Annotated in this window: 15 protein-coding genes and 6 tRNA genes; 13 read left to right on the top strand and 8 right to left on the bottom strand. The window is 40.1% G+C overall.

Annotated elements, in window-relative coordinates:
- Nucleotides 1-798: hypothetical protein (locus tag ACESM0_RS07605; protein ID WP_372905221.1), on the bottom strand; the 798-nt coding region annotated here is incomplete at its 3' end.
- A 359-nt stretch (nt 799-1,157) separates the two neighbouring features.
- On the opposite strand from ACESM0_RS07605, the gene ACESM0_RS07610 reads away from it, so the two are divergent.
- The gene (locus tag ACESM0_RS07610; protein ID WP_372905223.1) at nt 1,158-2,315 is read left to right on the top strand and encodes an IS4 family transposase; all 1,158 of its coding nucleotides are present in this window, start codon (nt 1,158-1,160) and stop codon (nt 2,313-2,315) included.
- A gap of 181 nt (nt 2,316-2,496) precedes the next feature.
- Here ACESM0_RS07610 and ACESM0_RS07615 read toward each other — a convergent pair whose 3' ends face one another.
- From ACESM0_RS07615 to ACESM0_RS07630, 4 genes are all read right to left on the bottom strand, one after another.
- Entirely contained in the window at nt 2,497-3,216 is a 720-nt protein-coding gene (locus ACESM0_RS07615) for a hypothetical protein (RefSeq protein WP_372905225.1), read from the bottom strand.
- Nucleotides 3,217-3,602: 386 nt separating this feature from the next.
- A complete protein-coding gene (nuoK, locus tag ACESM0_RS07620; RefSeq protein ID WP_372905227.1) occupies nt 3,603-3,905 on the bottom strand; it encodes an NADH-quinone oxidoreductase subunit NuoK in 303 nt (100 codons plus the stop codon).
- Nucleotides 3,902-4,426, bottom strand: coding sequence for an NADH-quinone oxidoreductase subunit J (locus ACESM0_RS07625; protein ID WP_372905229.1), 525 nt, complete (start codon nt 4,424-4,426; stop codon nt 3,902-3,904). The genes nuoK and ACESM0_RS07625 overlap by 4 nt, the downstream gene beginning before the upstream one ends.
- 76 nt (nt 4,427-4,502) lie before the next feature.
- Nucleotides 4,503-5,318, bottom strand: coding sequence for an undecaprenyl-diphosphate phosphatase (locus ACESM0_RS07630; RefSeq protein ID WP_372905231.1), 816 nt, complete (start codon nt 5,316-5,318; stop codon nt 4,503-4,505).
- 168 nt (nt 5,319-5,486) lie between these two features.
- Between ACESM0_RS07630 and ACESM0_RS07635 the strand changes: the two genes are divergently transcribed.
- Together ACESM0_RS07635 and ACESM0_RS07640 are read left to right on the top strand one after the other, a co-directional pair.
- Nucleotides 5,487-6,479 (top strand): AAA family ATPase, encoded by a 993-nt coding sequence (locus tag ACESM0_RS07635; protein ID WP_372905249.1) that lies wholly within the window; start codon nt 5,487-5,489, stop codon nt 6,477-6,479.
- A 248-nt stretch (nt 6,480-6,727) separates the two neighbouring features.
- Entirely contained in the window at nt 6,728-6,976 is a 249-nt protein-coding gene (locus ACESM0_RS07640; RefSeq protein ID WP_372905233.1) for a hypothetical protein, read from the top strand.
- Between the two features lie 137 nt (nt 6,977-7,113).
- Here the strand turns inward: ACESM0_RS07640 and rpsA are convergent, their stop codons facing one another.
- Nucleotides 7,114-9,021: a 30S ribosomal protein S1 gene (rpsA, locus tag ACESM0_RS07645; protein ID WP_372905235.1), complete on the bottom strand. Its 1,908-nt coding sequence runs from the start codon at nt 9,019-9,021 to the stop codon at nt 7,114-7,116.
- Between the two features lie 61 nt (nt 9,022-9,082).
- Nucleotides 9,083-9,745 carry a (d)CMP kinase gene (gene cmk / locus ACESM0_RS07650; RefSeq protein ID WP_372905237.1) on the bottom strand — a complete coding sequence of 221 codons (663 nt, stop codon included), beginning with the start codon at nt 9,743-9,745 and terminating at the stop codon, nt 9,083-9,085.
- Nucleotides 9,746-9,873: 128 nt separating this feature from the next.
- Here cmk and rpsT point away from each other — a divergent pair, with 128 nt between their 5' ends.
- The 3 genes from rpsT (at nt 9,874) to ACESM0_RS07665 (ending at nt 14,404) form a co-directional block, all read left to right on the top strand.
- Nucleotides 9,874-10,125, top strand: a complete 252-nt coding sequence (rpsT, locus tag ACESM0_RS07655) for a 30S ribosomal protein S20 (protein WP_372905239.1) — start codon at nt 9,874-9,876, stop codon at nt 10,123-10,125.
- 6 nt (nt 10,126-10,131) lie between these two features.
- The gene (gpmI, locus tag ACESM0_RS07660; RefSeq protein ID WP_372905241.1) at nt 10,132-11,655 is read left to right on the top strand and encodes a 2,3-bisphosphoglycerate-independent phosphoglycerate mutase; all 1,524 of its coding nucleotides are present in this window, start codon (nt 10,132-10,134) and stop codon (nt 11,653-11,655) included.
- 166 nt (nt 11,656-11,821) lie between these two features.
- A complete protein-coding gene (locus tag ACESM0_RS07665; protein WP_372905243.1) occupies nt 11,822-14,404 on the top strand; it encodes an ATP-dependent Clp protease ATP-binding subunit in 2,583 nt (860 codons plus the stop codon).
- 81 nt (nt 14,405-14,485) lie between these two features.
- On the opposite strand, the gene ACESM0_RS07670 is transcribed toward ACESM0_RS07665, so the two are convergent.
- Nucleotides 14,486-15,601 carry a hypothetical protein gene (locus ACESM0_RS07670; protein WP_372905245.1) on the bottom strand — a complete coding sequence of 372 codons (1,116 nt, stop codon included), beginning with the start codon at nt 15,599-15,601 and terminating at the stop codon, nt 14,486-14,488.
- Nucleotides 15,602-15,668: 67 nt separating this feature from the next.
- Between ACESM0_RS07670 and ACESM0_RS07675 the strand changes: the two genes are divergently transcribed.
- From ACESM0_RS07675 to ACESM0_RS07705, 7 genes are all read left to right on the top strand, one after another.
- Complete coding sequence (locus ACESM0_RS07675) at nt 15,669-16,634, top strand: glycosyltransferase (RefSeq protein WP_372905247.1); 966 nt, start codon at nt 15,669-15,671, stop codon at nt 16,632-16,634.
- 219 nt (nt 16,635-16,853) lie between these two features.
- A tRNA-Pro gene (locus tag ACESM0_RS07680) sits at nt 16,854-16,927 on the top strand.
- A 100-nt stretch (nt 16,928-17,027) separates the two neighbouring features.
- Nucleotides 17,028-17,101: transfer RNA gene (locus ACESM0_RS07685), tRNA-Arg, on the top strand.
- Nucleotides 17,102-17,359: 258 nt separating this feature from the next.
- Nucleotides 17,360-17,430 (top strand) — tRNA-Cys (locus tag ACESM0_RS07690).
- A 24-nt stretch (nt 17,431-17,454) separates the two neighbouring features.
- Nucleotides 17,455-17,527 (top strand) — tRNA-Glu (locus ACESM0_RS07695).
- Between the two features lie 82 nt (nt 17,528-17,609).
- A tRNA-His gene (locus tag ACESM0_RS07700) sits at nt 17,610-17,683 on the top strand.
- Nucleotides 17,684-17,738: 55 nt separating this feature from the next.
- Nucleotides 17,739-17,811 (top strand) — tRNA-Glu (locus tag ACESM0_RS07705).
- The last annotated feature ends 44 nt before the right edge of the window (nt 17,812-17,855 follow it).

Genomic DNA, 17,855 nt, shown 5'->3' on the forward strand with positions numbered 1-17,855 from the left:
AAACTTGGTCTCGCTGTTCACATGCAGCGCCATTCCGCTGGCCAGGGTAAAAGTTTGCTCTGTGAGGTTCACTGACTCTACGTAGCCTTCAAAATCGTACTCTTCGGAATCATCGTCATAATCATCTTCAAACCCATCGAACGAGTTCTCTATATTATCATTGATTATCTCATTATTTTTGAATTCTTTAGGATCCAGTGTTTCACCATTAGAACCGGTAAACCAGCTGTCCACATCAATTGATATAACCAATGTTGAACTCTCCGTTTCTGTTACTTCAAGAGGGGGATTCAGATCCATTTCAATTTCAAAATCTTCACTGCTTCTGAATGTAAACTCTTCTCCGTTAAAGAGGCCTTTTACAACCATTGAGTAACTTCCTGTCTCATCACGGAAATCGGGATCGTTTACTTGTACATCATCGTCATCAGGCTTTTCGATTTCGAGTTCAAACTCATCATAGAGTCCTGCAGGAATCTGTTTCTCTGTAATAACCAATGGTGAACCGTCTAATGGAAGATCAGCGATGAAGTTTTCGATCTCAAAGTCTGATGAATCATCAGTAATACTTTCGAGCTCCATCTTCTCGATAAACATCTTCACTTCCTGGATTTCCAGTGTATTAGTATGTTCGTTGTTGCTAGTAAACATAGCTTCGGCAACGGGACCTGCGTTGACCTTCATCTGTACCTGAACGTCTGACGGTTCATCAACAGTTGATTCGGTTAAATCACAGCCAACAGCCAGAACGCCTATGACCAGAATTACATTAAAAAGTTTAAAAATTGAATTCTTCATGACTTGGGTATTTGATTATGGGGGATGTTGTTCTGTTGGTAGTACAGATGAAGGCGGGAGTATCCCCTAATCATTATTCAGTTTTTTTAAAAAATAATCTACCCAAAGGTCCAGAGCATGAAAATTATTCGCCTCAAGAAAAAGCTTAGCAACAGCTTCCTGTAATCTTTTAACAAATATCCTCTTTTGGTGGTAGCCGTTTTTATTAATCCGGATCAGTAGTGTCCGGTTTAGCAATTCAATATTTCTTTTAACTAATTACTAGCCAGTGATTTAAGTGTTGTTTATTTTTTTATCGATTTGAACTTGTAGTTTGCCAGTGTTCAACTTAGTCAATTGTCTAAATCATATACCTTTTTATGAACTCTGGCCGGATCATTTTTTCTCAACTTATGGATATTATTCCCAAATACGAATTTCGAAAGATTGTTACCCACCACAAAGGAGATTACCGTGTACGGCAATTCAAATGCTGGGATCAATTCCTTTGCATGTGCTTTGGGCAACTCACCTTTCGTGACAGCCTTCGGGACCTGACCTCCACCCTTAACGCACTCGGTACCCGCCGATACCACATGGGCATCAAGCATAGCGTACCCCTGAGTACACTCTCGGATGCCAATGGTTCCCGTCCATGGGAAATGTATCAGGATCTGGCCTTCGTACTGATCGCTCATGCCCAAAAACTCTATGGCAAAGACCAGCTCACCGAATCGATTAAAATCCTGGATTCCTCGACCATCGACTTGTGTCTGTCTCTGTTCCAGTGGGCCGAGTTCAGAGAATACAAAGCGGCCATCAAACTTCACACAATGATGGACCTGGAAGGCTCTATCCCCACATTTATCCATATTTCCGATGGCAAAATGCATGATGTAAACATCCTGGACATGATCCCGATTCTGGCAGGAAGTATCTACATTATGGGCCGAGGGTATCTGGATTTCGAGCGGCTGTATCATCTGCACAGCCAGGGCGGTCGCTTTGTTATCAGAGCCAGAAAGAATCTGCAGTTCTATCGTAAATCCTCCACGCCGGTCGACTCTTCGTCCGGGTTGCAATGTGACCAAATCATCCGGTTGACAGGCAATAAGACCAAGCATCGTTATCCGGAATCGTTGCGGCGTGTTCGCTTGATTGACAAAGAAAACTATCAGGATATCGTTCTGTTGACCAACATCACCAAATGTGATGCCCAACAGATTGCCGACTATTACAAAAGCCGCTGGCAAATTGAGTTGTTCTTCAAATGGATCAAACAAAACCTGAGAATAAAAGCGTTCTATGGGCAAAGCATCAATGCCGTAAAAACACAAAAATGGACAGCCATCTGCACCTATTTGATCATGATAATATGCCATAAAACCAATCAATTTAACGTTACTTTACACACGATGATGCAAGTTCTGAGTGTGGCCATATTGAAGCGTATGACACTTAAACAGCTATTTTCCGAACAATCACTCACAAAGTTAGAGACCCTAAATTGTAACCAATTGGGGCTCTTTGACTTTTAACCGGACACTACTGAATCCGGATATATAATCAGATTATAATCCCAATAAAGTTCTACGGCATAATAAATTCACTAATTCAAAGGGAAAAGAAAAGACAATCGGGCTATATGTAGTAAAACAAAGAAAAGCCCTGTGCGGTCTGCGACAGGGCTTATGGGGTATAGGGAACTTTTAAGAAAAATTAATCATCGTCATTGTCATCATCATCGTCGTCGTCATCGTCATCATCTTCAAAACCTTCAAAAGATTGTTCAATGGTTTCGTTTATTCTTTCGGTATTGGCGAAATCTTTGGGATCAAGATACTCTCCGTTACTGTCTTTGAACCATGAGTTCACATCTACTGAAACAACCAATGTTGAACTCTCTGTTTCTGTAACTTCAAGTGGTGGATTAAGATCCATTTCAATTTCAAAATCCTCGCTGCTTCTGAATGTAAATTCTTCTCCATTAAAGAGGCCTTTTACAACCAGTGAGTAACTTCCTGTTTCATCACGGAAATCGGTATCATTGACTTCTGCATCATCATCGTCAGGTTTTTCGATTTCGAGTTCAAACTCGTCATAGAGCCCTGCAGGTATCTGTTTCTCGGTAATGACCAATGGAGAACCGTCTAGTGGAAGATCCGCAATAAAGTATTCGATTTCGAAATCTGATGAATCATCATTAACACTTTCGAGCTCCATCTCTTCGATGAATATCTTCACTTCCTGAATTTCAAGAGTGTTTGTATGTTCATTATTGCTCGTTTGCATCGCTTTTGCAGCAGGTGCGGTATTGACTGCCATCTGTACCTGAACGTCTGACGATCCATCCACAGATGATTCGGTTAAATCACAGCCAGCAGCAATCACACCGACGGCCAAAATAATACTGAATAACTTAAATATTGAATTCTTCATGAATTGGTTATTTGATTATGGGGGATGTTGTTCTGTTGGTAGTACAGATGAAAGCGGAAGTTCCCCTAATCAAAATTCAGATTTTTTTGAAAAATCTATTCGAAAGGCTAAACACCATAACAGAAAGTCAGTTAAAGAATTAATTCGTCATGTCTGATTCTCAAGGAAATATTTCGTGATAATCTCAACTATAGAAGAAAATATTTTTTATTCATTATTCGATTTCTGAACAAATATCAACTGGAATAGTAGATTGAACTTCCTTTTCCTTGCTAGAATGGGTTTTAATACTGCTTTATCTAATTTGAAGGGAAAACCCTTAAAGCAAAAAAGCCTTCCCCGGCAGAGGAAGGCTTTCAATTTCATTTGAACAAAATCTTAGCTATTTACCAGCGCAACAGGTTAACCTGCGTAATGTCTACAGACAGGTTATTTCTAAAAATTGCAATAATAATTGCCAGACCCACTACAGCTTCAGCAGCTGCAACGGAGAGAGAAAAGAATACAAGTATTTGCCCGGCAATATCACCATGAAATGCACTAAATGAAATGAGCGTCAAATTTACGGCATTCAACATCATTTCAATGCACATAAATACAACAATTGCATTTCGCCGAATTAAAACACCAATTGCACCAATGGTAAAAAGGATAGCACTTAGCGCCAGATACCAGTCAATACCTATCATACGTCAGAATCCTCATCTTTTTTAACTTGATATTGTGCAATCATAAGTGCACCTACAACAGCAGCTGTTAAAAGTATCGCTGTCATCTCAAATGTAAATAGATATTCTGTATAAAGAACATCCCCTACGGCTTCAACTGTACCAATTTGCAGCATATCGGAAGAGATTTGTGGTAACATGTCTGTTACTCCTCCAATGCTATACAGAATTTGAGCGAAGATTACACTCCCAAGAAGAAATGAGAGAAAATATTTTAACCTGAATTTTGAGAAAAGGCTCTTTTCGTCATCCACATTCAGCAACATGATTACAAATAGAAAGAGAACCATAATGGCTCCTGCGTAAACCAAAATTTGTATCAGCGCCAGGAATTGAGCGTTTAACAACAAATAAATTCCGGATAAAGTCACCAGATTGATCACCAACATGAGAGCACTATTAACAGTGCTTCTGTTTAAAACCATCCCCAGTGCTGAAGCAATAGCTATAACAGCAAGTAGTACAAATAAATATATTTCCATTCTATGCTTTTCTTTTTACGGTTCAAAGGTAGCCAAATTTAAAAATGGCATCAACCGCAATGAGTCACTTTTTAATTTAGAAGAAGAATATAATTCCGAATATTCCCAGTCCCCAACAGTAATACGCAAAATAGTGGAATTTTTCCTTTTTAAGTAAAATAATTAAGTATTTGAGAGCGAAATAACCTGAGATAAAAGAAGTCAAAAACCCTGCTATTAAAGAGATTACTGCCGCTACCTCTATTCCATTTTCCATAATTTCTATAATCTCAAGAAGCATCGCTCCGGCCAGTACCGGTAAAACCATCAAAAATGAGAAGTTCGCCACACTTTCCCGGTTAATTCCTGAAAAAAGACCTACAGAAATAGTTGAACCTGAACGGCTTATTCCGGGTAGAATTGCGAGCGACTGTGCTATGCCCATAATAAATCCTTTCCCGACGGTTACCTCTTTCTCAGGATTTCCTATAAATCGAGTAGAGAAAAGAAGTGTTCCCGTAACAATTAGCATCATTGAAACAAAAAATGGATTTAGAAAAAGCCCTTCAACAGGATCTTTCAAAGTAAAACCAATAATGACTGCCGGAATCATGCTAAGTAAAATAATATACGAAAAACGGGTATTCTCATCCGTTATGTAACGCTTTTCCCGAATTCCCTGTGGCGAAAAGCTTTTCAGAATATCCGAAATAATTGCAAAAAGTTTTTTGCGGTAGTAAACAGATATACTACAGAAAGATCCGAAATGAACAACGATCTCGAACGTAATGCCCGGCATAATGTCGTTACCAAAAAAAGCCCTTGCCAAAGCCAGATGCCCCGAACTGCTTACGGGTAGAAATTCTGTTATCCCTTGAAGAAGGCCTAAAAGAATAGCTTGTAATAAATCCATTCGCTATTAGTTCTTATTTTTTATTTAAAATGATATTTTGTGCCGGCCATTCCGGTTGCTGCGAATGATTTTGCAGCTAAATGTATTTATTCGTTCTTTACAGGCCGTTTGGAAGCTCCAAAGATACCAATTTGAACATCAATATTTTAATCCAATTGTAAAATGAATATGGAAATTGACATGCAGGCGCTTGGCGAAAAAATTGAGAAGCACAGCGTATTCATTGACGATATCTACTCAGAACTTGAGAAGGTAATTGTTGGCCAAAAATATATGATCGACCGTCTTTTAATCGGTTTACTTGCCGACGGACATGTTCTGCTCGAAGGTGTGCCGGGGCTCGCAAAAACATTAACGGTATCTTCTCTCGCCAAGGTTATTGATACAAAATTTCAACGAATTCAATTTACTCCGGATCTTCTCCCGGCAGACCTGATTGGTACTTTGATTTATAACCAAAAGGAGTCCGAATTTAATGTCAAGAAAGGTCCAATATTTGCAAATATCGTATTAGCCGATGAGATCAACCGCTCCCCGGCGAAAGTTCAGAGTGCCCTTTTAGAAGCCATGCAGGAAAAACAGGTAACGATCAGTGAAACCACGTTTCCTCTCGATAAACCATTTTTGGTTTTAGCTACTCAGAACCCGGTTGAACAAGAAGGGACCTACACTCTTCCCGAAGCTCAGGTAGATCGGTTTATGTTAAAACTGAAGATTGGCTATCCTACAGAAGCAGAGGAACTTGAAATTATGAGAAGGATGGCAAAAACAGGCGACAAACCTCAGCTGCGTCCGGTTACAAACGCAATAAAAATTCTTGAGGCGCGCTCCGTTATCAACGAAATTTATGTAGATGAAAAAGTTGAAAAGTATATTATCGACTTGATCTTCGCCACCCGATATCCTGAAAAATATAATTTAACGGATCTGAAAGAGCTTATCGATTTTGGTGCCTCTCCTCGTGCTTCCATCAATCTGAACCTGGCTTCGAGAGCTCACGCATTTATGGAACACAGAGCCTATGTTACACCTGATGATGTTCGCACTATCGCAATGGACATCCTGAGACATCGAATTATTCCAACATTTGAGGCTGAAGCAGAAGAGATTACACCTGAAGATATCGTCGAAAAAATATTAATGACTATTCAGGTACCATAAACGATCGGCAAAAATGATTATTTATGGTTTCTATTTTTGATTTATCAAATTTCTATATATTCTTTTTACTTATAATTGTGTTCGTATAAAGAGTTATTCTGAATTTTCTAAGATTCTGTTACAGATTTTTATGGAGAATTTATGGCTGACTGTAACTGTACATTGCCGAAAGTAAAAAACAATAAGTATGCAATTACTTATAAGGCATTTAAGTACATTTTTTATTTACATAAATCACAATCAAGATTATGAAAGTCAAAATAGTACCTCGCTCAAAAGTCCGTGTTTCTCGTAAGAGTAAATCCAAATATGATAAAGTAAAAGACGCAATTGGGCATCTCAAGTCCGGGGGCGAAGCTCTGAGGGTGAAATTTTCAGATAAGAAAGAGCTCAATTCTATACGAAACATCGCCTACGCTTATAACAAAGAACATAACACCAAAATCCGCAGCAGCTCGAATCCAAACGAGAACACTATTTTCTTTTACATGGAGTAATTCCCTTACTCTATTTTATTTATTGCATTATACTACTACTCCCTGTGTAATTATTTGTTTTTTAAATAATTACATAAAAAAAGGCTTCTGAAAATTAATCCAAAAGCCTTTTTTAAATTTTACGAAATCTGAGATACTTATTCCTTCTTATCGTTCTCTTCTTTCTCTTTCAGCTTGTCAGCTAGTCCTGAAACTTCACCTAAAGTTGGAGTTCCGGTTTCAACACCATCGCTCTTCTTGGGCTGCTTCTTAGCTTTAGATTTCGACTTCTTAACTTCTTCTTTTTCCTGAGAGATTTCAATAGTTTTGCTTGGTTCGTCGAACTCAATAACAAAACCTTCGATCTTATCTCCCTCGTTGAATGACTCATTGAGATCTTCAACAGGCTCTGTAAGCTTATCGCCCGGCAGAAATGCATCCACTCCCAAAGGAAGTTTGATGAACATGCCTTTGTCGGTAATCTTGGAAACTTCACCTTCAACTTTGGCACCAAGACCATACTCCTCAGCATATTTCTCCCAAGGATTATCCTTGACTTGCTTATGACCCAGCGTAATTCTTCTGTTGTCGTAGTCGATGGCCAGAATAACAACTTCCAGCTCCTCGCCTTTGTCAACAACCTCATTCGGATGCTCAACATTCTCAGTCCAGCTCAGGTCAGAAACGTGAACCAATCCGTCAATTCCCGGCTCGAGTTCGATAAACACACCAAAGTTGGTGAGGTTTCGAACAATACCTTTGTGGGTAGAACCGATTGGGTATCTCTCTCCGAGGTCTTCCCATGGATCTTTCTCGAGCTGCTTCACACCGAGTGATATTTTCTTCTCATCTTCGTTGATGTTAAGTACAACACACTCAATAATGTCATCTTTCTGTACAAGCTGAGATGGATGCTTGATATGCTGTGTCCAGCTCATTTCACTAATGTGGATCAGCCCTTCAACGCCTTTCTCCAGCTCAATAAATGCACCGTAATCAGCAATAGATACGACACGACCCTGAATTCGCATTCCTTCAGGATATTTGATATCGATGTCTTCCCATGGATGCGGCTGCAGTTGCTTCAGGCCCAGAGAAACTCGTTTGGAGTCTTCGTCGAAATCGATAACAGCAACGTTCATTCGCTGATCCAGCCTTACAATCTCTTCGGGATGTTCAACACGTCCCCATGAGAGATCGGTAATGTGCAACAGACCGTCAACACCACCAAGATCAATAAATACACCGAAATCAGTAATATTCTTAACAATTCCCTCGAGAACCTGACCGGCTTCGATTGTTTCAAGAATTTCCTGACGCTGATCTTCAAGATCGCTTTCAATAAGCGCTCTGTGAGATACAACTACGTTTTCTGCCTGCATGTTGAGTTTTACAACCTGGAATTCCATGGTCTTTCCAACATAGGCGTCAAAATCACGAACAGGACGAACATCAATTTGTGAACCCGGCAAGAATGCGTCGATTCCGAAGATATCAACAACCATACCACCTTTAATTCTGCGCTGAATATAACCTTCAATAACTTCACCGGTTTCGTGCGCTTTCTCAATGTTTTCCCAGGCTTGAAGTATATCTGCTTTCTTACGGGAAAGAATCAGCTGGCCTTCTCGGTCTTCAACTCTGTCCAGGAATACTTCTACTTCATCGCCCGGCTGCAGATTTTCAAGAACTTTATTTGAAAATTCGTTCGCGGGTACAATACCTTCTGATTTAAATCCGATATCAACAATTACATATTTCTCGTCAACAGAAACAACAATACCGGTAACAATCTCTTTTTCTTCAATTTCGCTGAGTGTATTTTCATACATCCCTGCAAGCTCATGAAACTCTTCATCTGTATAATCTTCAGATGCGGCTTGTAGTTCATCGAGCGTATAAGTTTTACCGTCTACTTCACCGGTAAAAGTTGGCAGTTCTTTTTCTTCTGCCTTGCCGTTACTCTCTTCTGCTTTTGTTTCTTCAGCAGTTTCCACCTGTTCTGTCTCTTCAGATACAGTTTCAACTTCTTCGTTTACGTTTTCGTTTTTAGTTTCTTCAGTCATTTACCTACCTGTTAAAAATTAGCCACATTTCGGCTTTCGAAATGGGATTAGAGTTTATGTTTTAATTTAAGTTTAGCTTCTCGTTAATAATCGAAATCATTTCACTAACCTGTTCTTCAAATGATTTACCTGTCGTATCAATTATAATTGCGTCATCTGCTCTTTTCAAAGGATCGTTATCACGGTTCTGATCTTTCTCATCCCTTGATCGCAAATTTTTCATCACATCCTTAAGAGTGACAGAGCTGTCTGAATTTTTCATTTCCAGAAACCGGCGTTTCGCACGTTCTTTCAATGACGCATCCATATAAAATTTCAGATCTGCATCGGAAAAAACTGCAGTTCCAAGATCTCTTCCATCTGCGATGTAAGTATCTTTTTTTACAAGATCCCGCATAAAACTGTTCACAAAAGATCTTGCAATTTTATAAGAAGCAATTTCACTGACTTGATCTGCTACATACTTAGTGCGAATTTTATCTGTCAGATCTTCTCCTCCAGCTTGCACATAAAATGTCTGATCTTTAAAATCAGCTTCTAATTGAATATTCGACAAATTTTCAAAGAATTCAGCTTTATCCGGCTTGCCGCTTTTCAACCATAAATATGTGATTGCTCTGTAAAGTGCACCGGAATCTAAAAATTTGATCCCGAGACGGTTGGCAATCGCTTTGGCTGTTGAGCTTTTTCCGGACCCGGCCGGCCCATCTATGACTATGATCATTTCAGAGAATAGTTAAAATAAATTTTTTAAGTCAAACTATCAATCCATTCTTGTAAGTTGAATGGAGAACCCTTAATTTTGGGAACTGTTTAAGATAACGAGTATTTAACCGTAATAACCAATTTGTTATGCCACAGCATAAATCCGCTATTAAGAGACTTCGCCAAAGCGAAAAGAAAAGAAAACACAATAACAGCCGACGTTCTAAAATGAGAACGCACATTAAAAAAGTGTTGAACGAGACTGACAAAGAGACTGCAGAGAAGTATCTGAAAGAAGCTGTTAGTTATATTGACAGACTTTCTGTTAAAGGTATCATCCATCAAAACAACGCTGCTCGTAAAAAGTCTAAATTGACGAATCACGTCAATAATCTATAGAATACATTGACCCAATCTACCCGAAAAGCACTTCTTGTTATTTTGGACGGCTACGGGATTGCTGAAAATCCCGAAGTGAGTGCGATTGACAAGGCAGAAACACCCTTTTTTGATTCTCTCATTGAGAAATATCCTAACGCACGGCTTTCTGCCAGCGGAGAAGATGTAGGTTTACCCGATGGCCAGTTCGGCAATTCTGAAGTTGGCCACCTGAATATCGGCGCAGGCCGAATTGTCTGGCAAGAGCTCTCCAGAATCAACAAATCAATTAAAGAGGGTGATTTTTTCGAGAATTCTGTATTAACCGATGCTTTTGAGAAAGCTAAAGATAACGGCAGAATTCACTTTATGGGTCTCTTTTCTGATGGTGGAGTTCACAGCCATAACGACCATCTTTTTGCACTTCTTAAAATGGCTAAGCAGTACGACCTTCAAAATACTTACGTCCATGCTTTTACAGACGGGCGAGATACGTCTCCTCATGGAGGGGCTGAATATCTCAAGGAATTTGAAGAACAAGCTGAAAAAATTGGCACTGGATCTATCGCTTCTGTTATCGGCCGATATTACGCGATGGACCGCGATAACCGTTGGGAACGTACACAAAAGGCTTACAATCTTCTTATTAACGGAGAAGGTATAGAAGTAAATAATGCCGAAGATGCTTTTAAACAAAGTTATGAAGCGGATGTTACTGATGAGTTTATTCTACCACATATTGTAAAGAGCAAAAACGACAGCCGTATCCAAAAAGGCGATGTTGTTGTCTTTTACAACATTCGCGGAGACCGTGCACGGCAGATAACAAAAGCTCTCTTCCAAAAAGAAGAGTTACCTTTTGAAACCAAAGACCTGGATCTCCATTATGTTACGTTCACATCTTATGATGAAACATTTGATGACTTTGTACATGTAGCTTTTCCTCCAACTCGGCTGAAGAATACTCTTGGTGAATACGTTAGCAGTAAGGGATTGGATCAACTCCGAATTGCAGAAACGGAAAAGTATCCACACGTCACCTATTTCTTTAATGGCGGCGAAGAGACTTCCAATAAAGGCGAAATTCGGGTTATGATCCCAAGCCCGAAAGTGGCTACCTACGATCTTCAACCAGAGATGAGCGCAAAAGCAGTCACCGATAAACTTTGTGAAGAACTTAAAACTGAACAGTTTGAGCTTGCTATTTTAAATTTTGCCAATCCTGATATGGTCGGGCACACCGGCGACATGTTAGCTACAGTCAAGGCAGTTGAAATGATTGACAAAAAACTTCAGCAGGTTGTCGAAACTGCACGGGAACACCAATACGAAGTGTTGATTATTGCAGATCACGGAAATGCAGACTGCATGATTCAGCCGGACGGAAGCCCGCATACATCCCATACCACAGCTCCTGTTCCAGTAGTTTTAGTCAGCGATATCTATCAGGGAGAACTAAAAAGCGGTATATTAGCTGATGTAGCACCAACTCTTCTTAAAATGATGGGACTTGATCAACCGGAAGAAATGACCGGAAAACCTCTGTTCTAAAAAGTCCTTTTTTCTCTTTATTTTTATTAAAAATGTAAAGTGTTTGCATTTCGCAATGCGCCACACTACTTTCGTCGATAGAGACAATGATTATGAACTAAATAAAGTTGTCACTCGTTACATTTTCAGAAATCAATGAAAGCCAAATCTTTTTGTAGGTCCCGATATGGAGGGTAATTTTTCAAGTAAAGTTAGAGATGTAATCCAGTTTAGCCGCGAAGAAGCACTTCGCCTTGGTCACGATTACATCGGTACAGAACATTTAATTTTAGGTATTGTTCGTCTCGGAGATGGCGTTGCAATTCGGATTCTAAAGAATCTTGATTGCGACCTCTTCAAACTTAAAAAGACGATAGAAGATACGGTAAGAGGAACTGGTGGTACCGTTACGGTTGGAAATATTCCGTTGACAAAACAAGCCGAAAAAGTTCTTCGAATTACCTATCTGGAAGCGAAGCTTTATAAAAGCGATACAATAGGCACTGAGCATCTTCTTCTATCACTTTTAAGAGATGAGGAGAATATTGCCGCGCAGATCTTGCAGCAATTCAACGTTTCGTATGATGCGGTACGTGAAGAACTGGATTTGATCATTTCAGGGAATACGCGTGATACCGATCGTGAAGATAGCCGGTCAGCCAGCGCAAATATTCCTCAATCACCCAAGGGTTCTCAATCATCAGGAAGCTCCAGAGAAAAGAAAATGGAAAAATCGAAAACACCTGTATTGGACAATTTTGGCCGGGATTTAACTCAATTGGCCGAAGATGGAAAGCTCGATCCAATTATTGGTCGGGAAAAAGAAATTGAGCGAGTGGCACAGGTCCTGAGCCGTCGTAAGAAAAACAACCCGGTTTTAATTGGAGAACCAGGTGTGGGTAAAACAGCTATCGCTGAAGGTCTTGCTTCCCGGATTATCGAGAAAAAAGTATCTCGCGTACTGTATGACAAACGAGTCATCGCACTTGATTTGGCAGCACTTGTAGCCGGTACAAAATACCGTGGACAGTTTGAAGAGCGGATGAAAGCCGTAATGAGCGAGCTTGAAAAAACAGATAACGTTATTCTCTTCATTGACGAGCTCCATACCATTGTTGGAGCCGGAGGAGCAAGCGGCTCACTGGATGCATCTAATATGTTGAAGCCTGCACTCGCCCGCGGTGAAGTTCAGGCAATTGGTGCTACTACACTGAACGAATATCGACAGTTTATTGAAAAAGACGGTGCTCTTGAACGCCGTTTCCAAAAAATAATGGTTGAGCCAACTTCTCCGGAAGAGACTCTTGAAATTCTCAATCAGATTAAAGGCAAATATGAGAAACACCACAGTGTTAATTATACTCCGGAAGCCATCAAGGCTTGCGTGAAGTTGACTAACCGCTACGTGACCGATCACTTTCTACCTGATAAGGCAATCGATGCCCTGGATGAGGTAGGAGCTCGGGTTCACTTGTCCAATATCACCGTTCCGGATCATATTATTGAACTGGAAGAGGAGATTGAAAAGACAAGTAACGAAAAGAACTCTATGGTGAAGAAGCAACGCTTTGAAGAAGCTGCACGTCTTCGCGATACAGAAAAACGGCTCATGGAAGACCTTGAACAAGCTCAAAAAGAGTGGGAAAAAGAGTCAGAGCATATCGTGTTTGATGTAGACGAGGAAGATGTAGCTTCAGTCGTGGCCATGATGAGCGGTGTTCCGGTAAACAAGATTAGCCAAAAAGAGGGGCAGAAACTCCTCAAAATGCGTGAAGAACTGGGCAAAAAAGTTATTGGCCAGGATGAAGCTATTGTTAAGCTTACAAAAGCCATACAGCGTACTCGTGCCGGCTTGAAGGATCCCGCCAGACCCATTGGTTCATTTATTTTCCTTGGACCTACTGGAGTGGGTAAAACCGAGATGGCGAAAGTATTGGCCAAATATCTATTTGATAAGGAAGAGGCTCTGATCCGTATTGACATGAGTGAATACATGGAGAAATTCAGTGTATCGCGACTGGTAGGAGCTCCTCCCGGATATGTGGGATACGAAGAGGGTGGAATTCTGACTGAAAAAGTTAGAAGAAAACCGTACAGCGTAGTTCTTCTTGATGAGATTGAAAAAGCTCATCCGGATGTATTTAATATTCTACTACAGGTATTGGATGATGGAATCCTTACTGATAGCCTAGGGCGTAAAGTCGATTTCCGTAATACGATAATCATTATGACATCTAATATCGGAGCCCGAGACATTCGAAATATGGGTAAAGGAATTGGATTCTCATCAGGTGATGGAGATTTCGATTACGCACAAATGAAATCAACCATTCAGGATGCGCTTAAGAAAGTCTTCAACCCTGAATTCCTGAACCGGATTGATGACGTGCTTACATTCCACCCGCTGGAGAAAGAGCACATCTTCAAGATCATTGACATTATTGGTGATGAACTATTCGCACGAATTAAAGATCTCGGTTATGAAATCGAGATGACTAAAGGAGCGAAAGATTTTATCTCTGATAAAGGGTTTGACCAGAAGTATGGTGCACGTCCACTCAGAAGAGCCATTCAAAAATATGTGGAAGATCCACTTGCTGAAGAGTTGCTCACGGGTGAACACCCTGAAGGATCTGTCATAAAGATCAAAATGAATAAGTCGCGTGATGGACTTGAATTTGATTGGACAGATTCGGAAAAAGGAAAAAATGATAAATCTGACTCTGACAATGAAACGAAATCGGAATCAGAATCTGAACAAAAAGCATAAATCGAGACATTATTTCACAAAAAAGCCTTCATCAAAAATGGGGGCTTTTTCTTTTTCTCTACAGTATTTATCAAATAATATTTAAAAACCGACCTCTACTTTCAGCGACCGGTTCAGCCCGTCGATTCGATAATTATTATTGTTTAGTCGGGTAATACCAATTCGTTCAACATCGTATATGGAAAGCGATTCGTTGACCTCCTCTCTCAGTATTTGCCTCTGTCCAATATGAATGGCTGACATTGACGGGCGATCTATACGATTCCCCTCTTGAACGCCACCAAAAACCAAAATTACATCATCTTCTTCAAAATAGCGTGAATAGATAACAGGAGATCTAGAGCTTGTACTCCCTACCCTCTCCCCGCTCAAAGCATTCAACACTTGAGTCCGCCCTCCGGAATAGACGGTTACAAATTGAGCATCATCACTTATTGCCACCCCTTTCTTTTCATCATCAAAACTAAATTGATTTAATTCATTACCAAATCGATCAAAAATATTAACTCCGTAGCTTGCCCCGTCTCCGGTTAGCAGTGTGATATATGAGCCGCTTTCACTCACTTTAACTTGCAGAATTTGTGATGATTCGTCCCTGAAAAAGACGTGTTGATCTTTTTCGCTAAATACCACTTTAGCTCTTGATCCCCTGCTATCTCCATAACTAATAACCGGATTGTAGAGCACTACGGTTTTTCCATATGCATCGGCAGCCAACTCCGATTCCCTCTCTCCTTCACTGCTCTGGGAACTGTTTGATAAAGAGTAAATTAATTCGCCGTCAGGATCAAAAAATGTGAAGTTTGCCACATTATCGCGGGTAACAGACCTACCATTATCAAACAAATAGAGCTTTAGCGTTTCGTCATTGACATCAAAAAAATCGAGTTGACGATCAACGATCATTTCTCCGGATGTTTCAAAAATAGTTAGGTATACAGATTGATCGCGAGTTTCAAGAAATCCTGCTTTTTGATTTTTATACGATATGGCCCAGGACTCCGGGTTAAACACTCCACTCTCTCCAATAGTGAAATATCCTCGGTCAGATTCTAGAATTCCTCCGTCAAGGGGATACTGATTCTGAGAGTTTGAAGAGTGCTCGCTTACCGCCTGAACGGTTAACTGCCTTGCTTGCAATGATGTGCTTAAAAGTAAAGAGAATAAAAAGATGAATACTAATTGGGGGTACTTCATTAATTCGAGAATAATGTTGTTATATTATTGAGTCTAAAGAACGAAAATTTCTCTATGAAATGCATACATGGATTATTCAGTAATTGTTCCAGTTTATAATCGCCCGGACGAAATTGATGAGCTTTTGCAAAGTCTGACAAAACAGACCTATAAAATTTTTGAAGTCGTTATTGTAGAAGATGGTTCAGACCTTAGGTGTGATCATATTGTTGAGAAATATTCTGAACAATTAGTAATTCAATACTACTATAAGCAGAACAGCGGACAAGGATTTTCGAGAAATTTTGGCTTTAAAAAAGCCAAAGGAGATTATTTTATTGTCTTCGATTCTGATTGCCTGATTCCATCTCACTATTTCGAAACTGTAAACCGTGAACTGGCTTTTCATGGATATGATGCCTGGGGCGGACCTGACCGTGCGCACAGCTCATTTACTTCCATCCAGAAAGCTATCAGCTACAGTATGACCTCTTTTTTCACAACCGGTGGAATACGGGGGAAAAAAAACCATATCGGTACATTTCATCCAAGAAGTTTTAATATGGGGATCTCCAGGGATGTATACGAGAAAACCGGCGGCTACAGAATTACACGGATGGGGGAAGACATTGAGTTCTCTTTAAGAATCATTCAAAACGGTTTTAAAACTGGTTTGATTGAAGATGCCTATGTTTACCATAAGAGAAGAACAGATTTTAAACAGTTTTATAGTCAATTACATTTTTTTGGTCGAGCCAGAATAAACATTAAACGGTTCTATCCGGATGAGCTGAAATTAGTTCATTTGTTACCCGTTTTTTTTGTAATTGGACTGCCATTATTCATAATTTTGACCGTTGTAACGACAGGTTTTTTATCTAAGCTTATATTGCTCTATCCAGCCTATGCAGTTGTTTTGTTTATAGATGCATTCAGGACTGAAAGAAATATAAAAATCTCACTCTTAGGTATGATTGCAGGCTTTATTCAATTAACCGCATACGGCATTGGGTTTTTAAAAGAGTTGAGTGAAGATTATAAAAAAAGTACTTAGAAATTTGGGATATAAATTGCATTCAGAATTTAAATCTTTTATCTTTGAATTCTTTTGAAAAACACATCACTGCTCATGCAGTTGACTGCTGAATTCAGCAAAATTTTATGTGTTTATTGAATATTTGAAGTATTGAAAACTATACGGTTTCGGGGAATAGTCCAATCACCTTGGGAGCTCACGAAACATAACTACTATTGAATTATTGATTTAACACAACGGGGAGTAGCGCAGTCCGGTAGCGCATTCGCTTTGGGAGCGAAGGGTCGCAGGTTCAAATCCTGTCTCCCCGACTTTTATTATATAAATTGACGTATTGATTTAAGATAATTAATGGGTTGTTGCTATTTGCAACAGGTACCACCCGACAGTTGATTTTTAAACGGTATTCGGGCGCCCGTAGCTCAACTGGATAGAGCAACTGCCTTCTAAGCAGTAGGTTACAGGTTCGATTCCTGTCGGGCGTACAACAACTTATTTTGACGTATTGAGATTTAGAAATAACATATTGAGTTTTGTTATTTCATTGTACATCGGCAGTAAATTGCAAAAGCAGATTCGCTTCAAATGTTCGTATTCAAAGTCGACTCCGAAAAATTGAGTTCTGATTATAGATAAGTCATTTGATCAATATTGCGAAAGCACTGCTTTCGCGGTTTCCCGACTCCTCGGGATCGGGCGTACAGCAACTTATTCTGAACTATTTTTTTTGAGGCGACAATTATGGCGACATGGCCGAGTGGTTAGGCAGAGGTCTGCAAAACCTCGTACGGCGGTTCGAATCCGCCTGTCGCCTCTTTTTTATTGGATGTATTACCCTGCCGCGTTCGTCTAGGGGTTTAGGACGCCGCCCTTTCACGGCGGTAACACGGGTTCAAATCCCGTACGCGGTACTTTTAGTCTTGAGAAACAAGTTTTGAGTCATGAGAACATTAATTCTCAAATCTCAGGACCCATATCTCAAATCTATAAATGGAGCCCGTAGCTCAGTCGGTTAGAGCGCTAGGTTGTGGCCCTGGAGGCCGTGGGTTCAATTCCCATCGGGCTCCCATCTTTTTACAGTGATCGCCACAAATGAGTCACTGCTTTTTTTTTCATTTCTATGCCGCGTTCGTCTAGGGGTTTAGGACGCCGCCCTTTCACGGCGGTAACACGGGTTCAAATCCCGTACGCGGTACACACCACTTAATCCCAAATTCCACCCGGAGTTTGGGATTTTTT

This window comes from Rhodohalobacter sp. (genome assembly GCF_041686455.1).
Lineage (GTDB): Bacteria > Bacteroidota > Rhodothermia > Balneolales > Balneolaceae > Rhodohalobacter.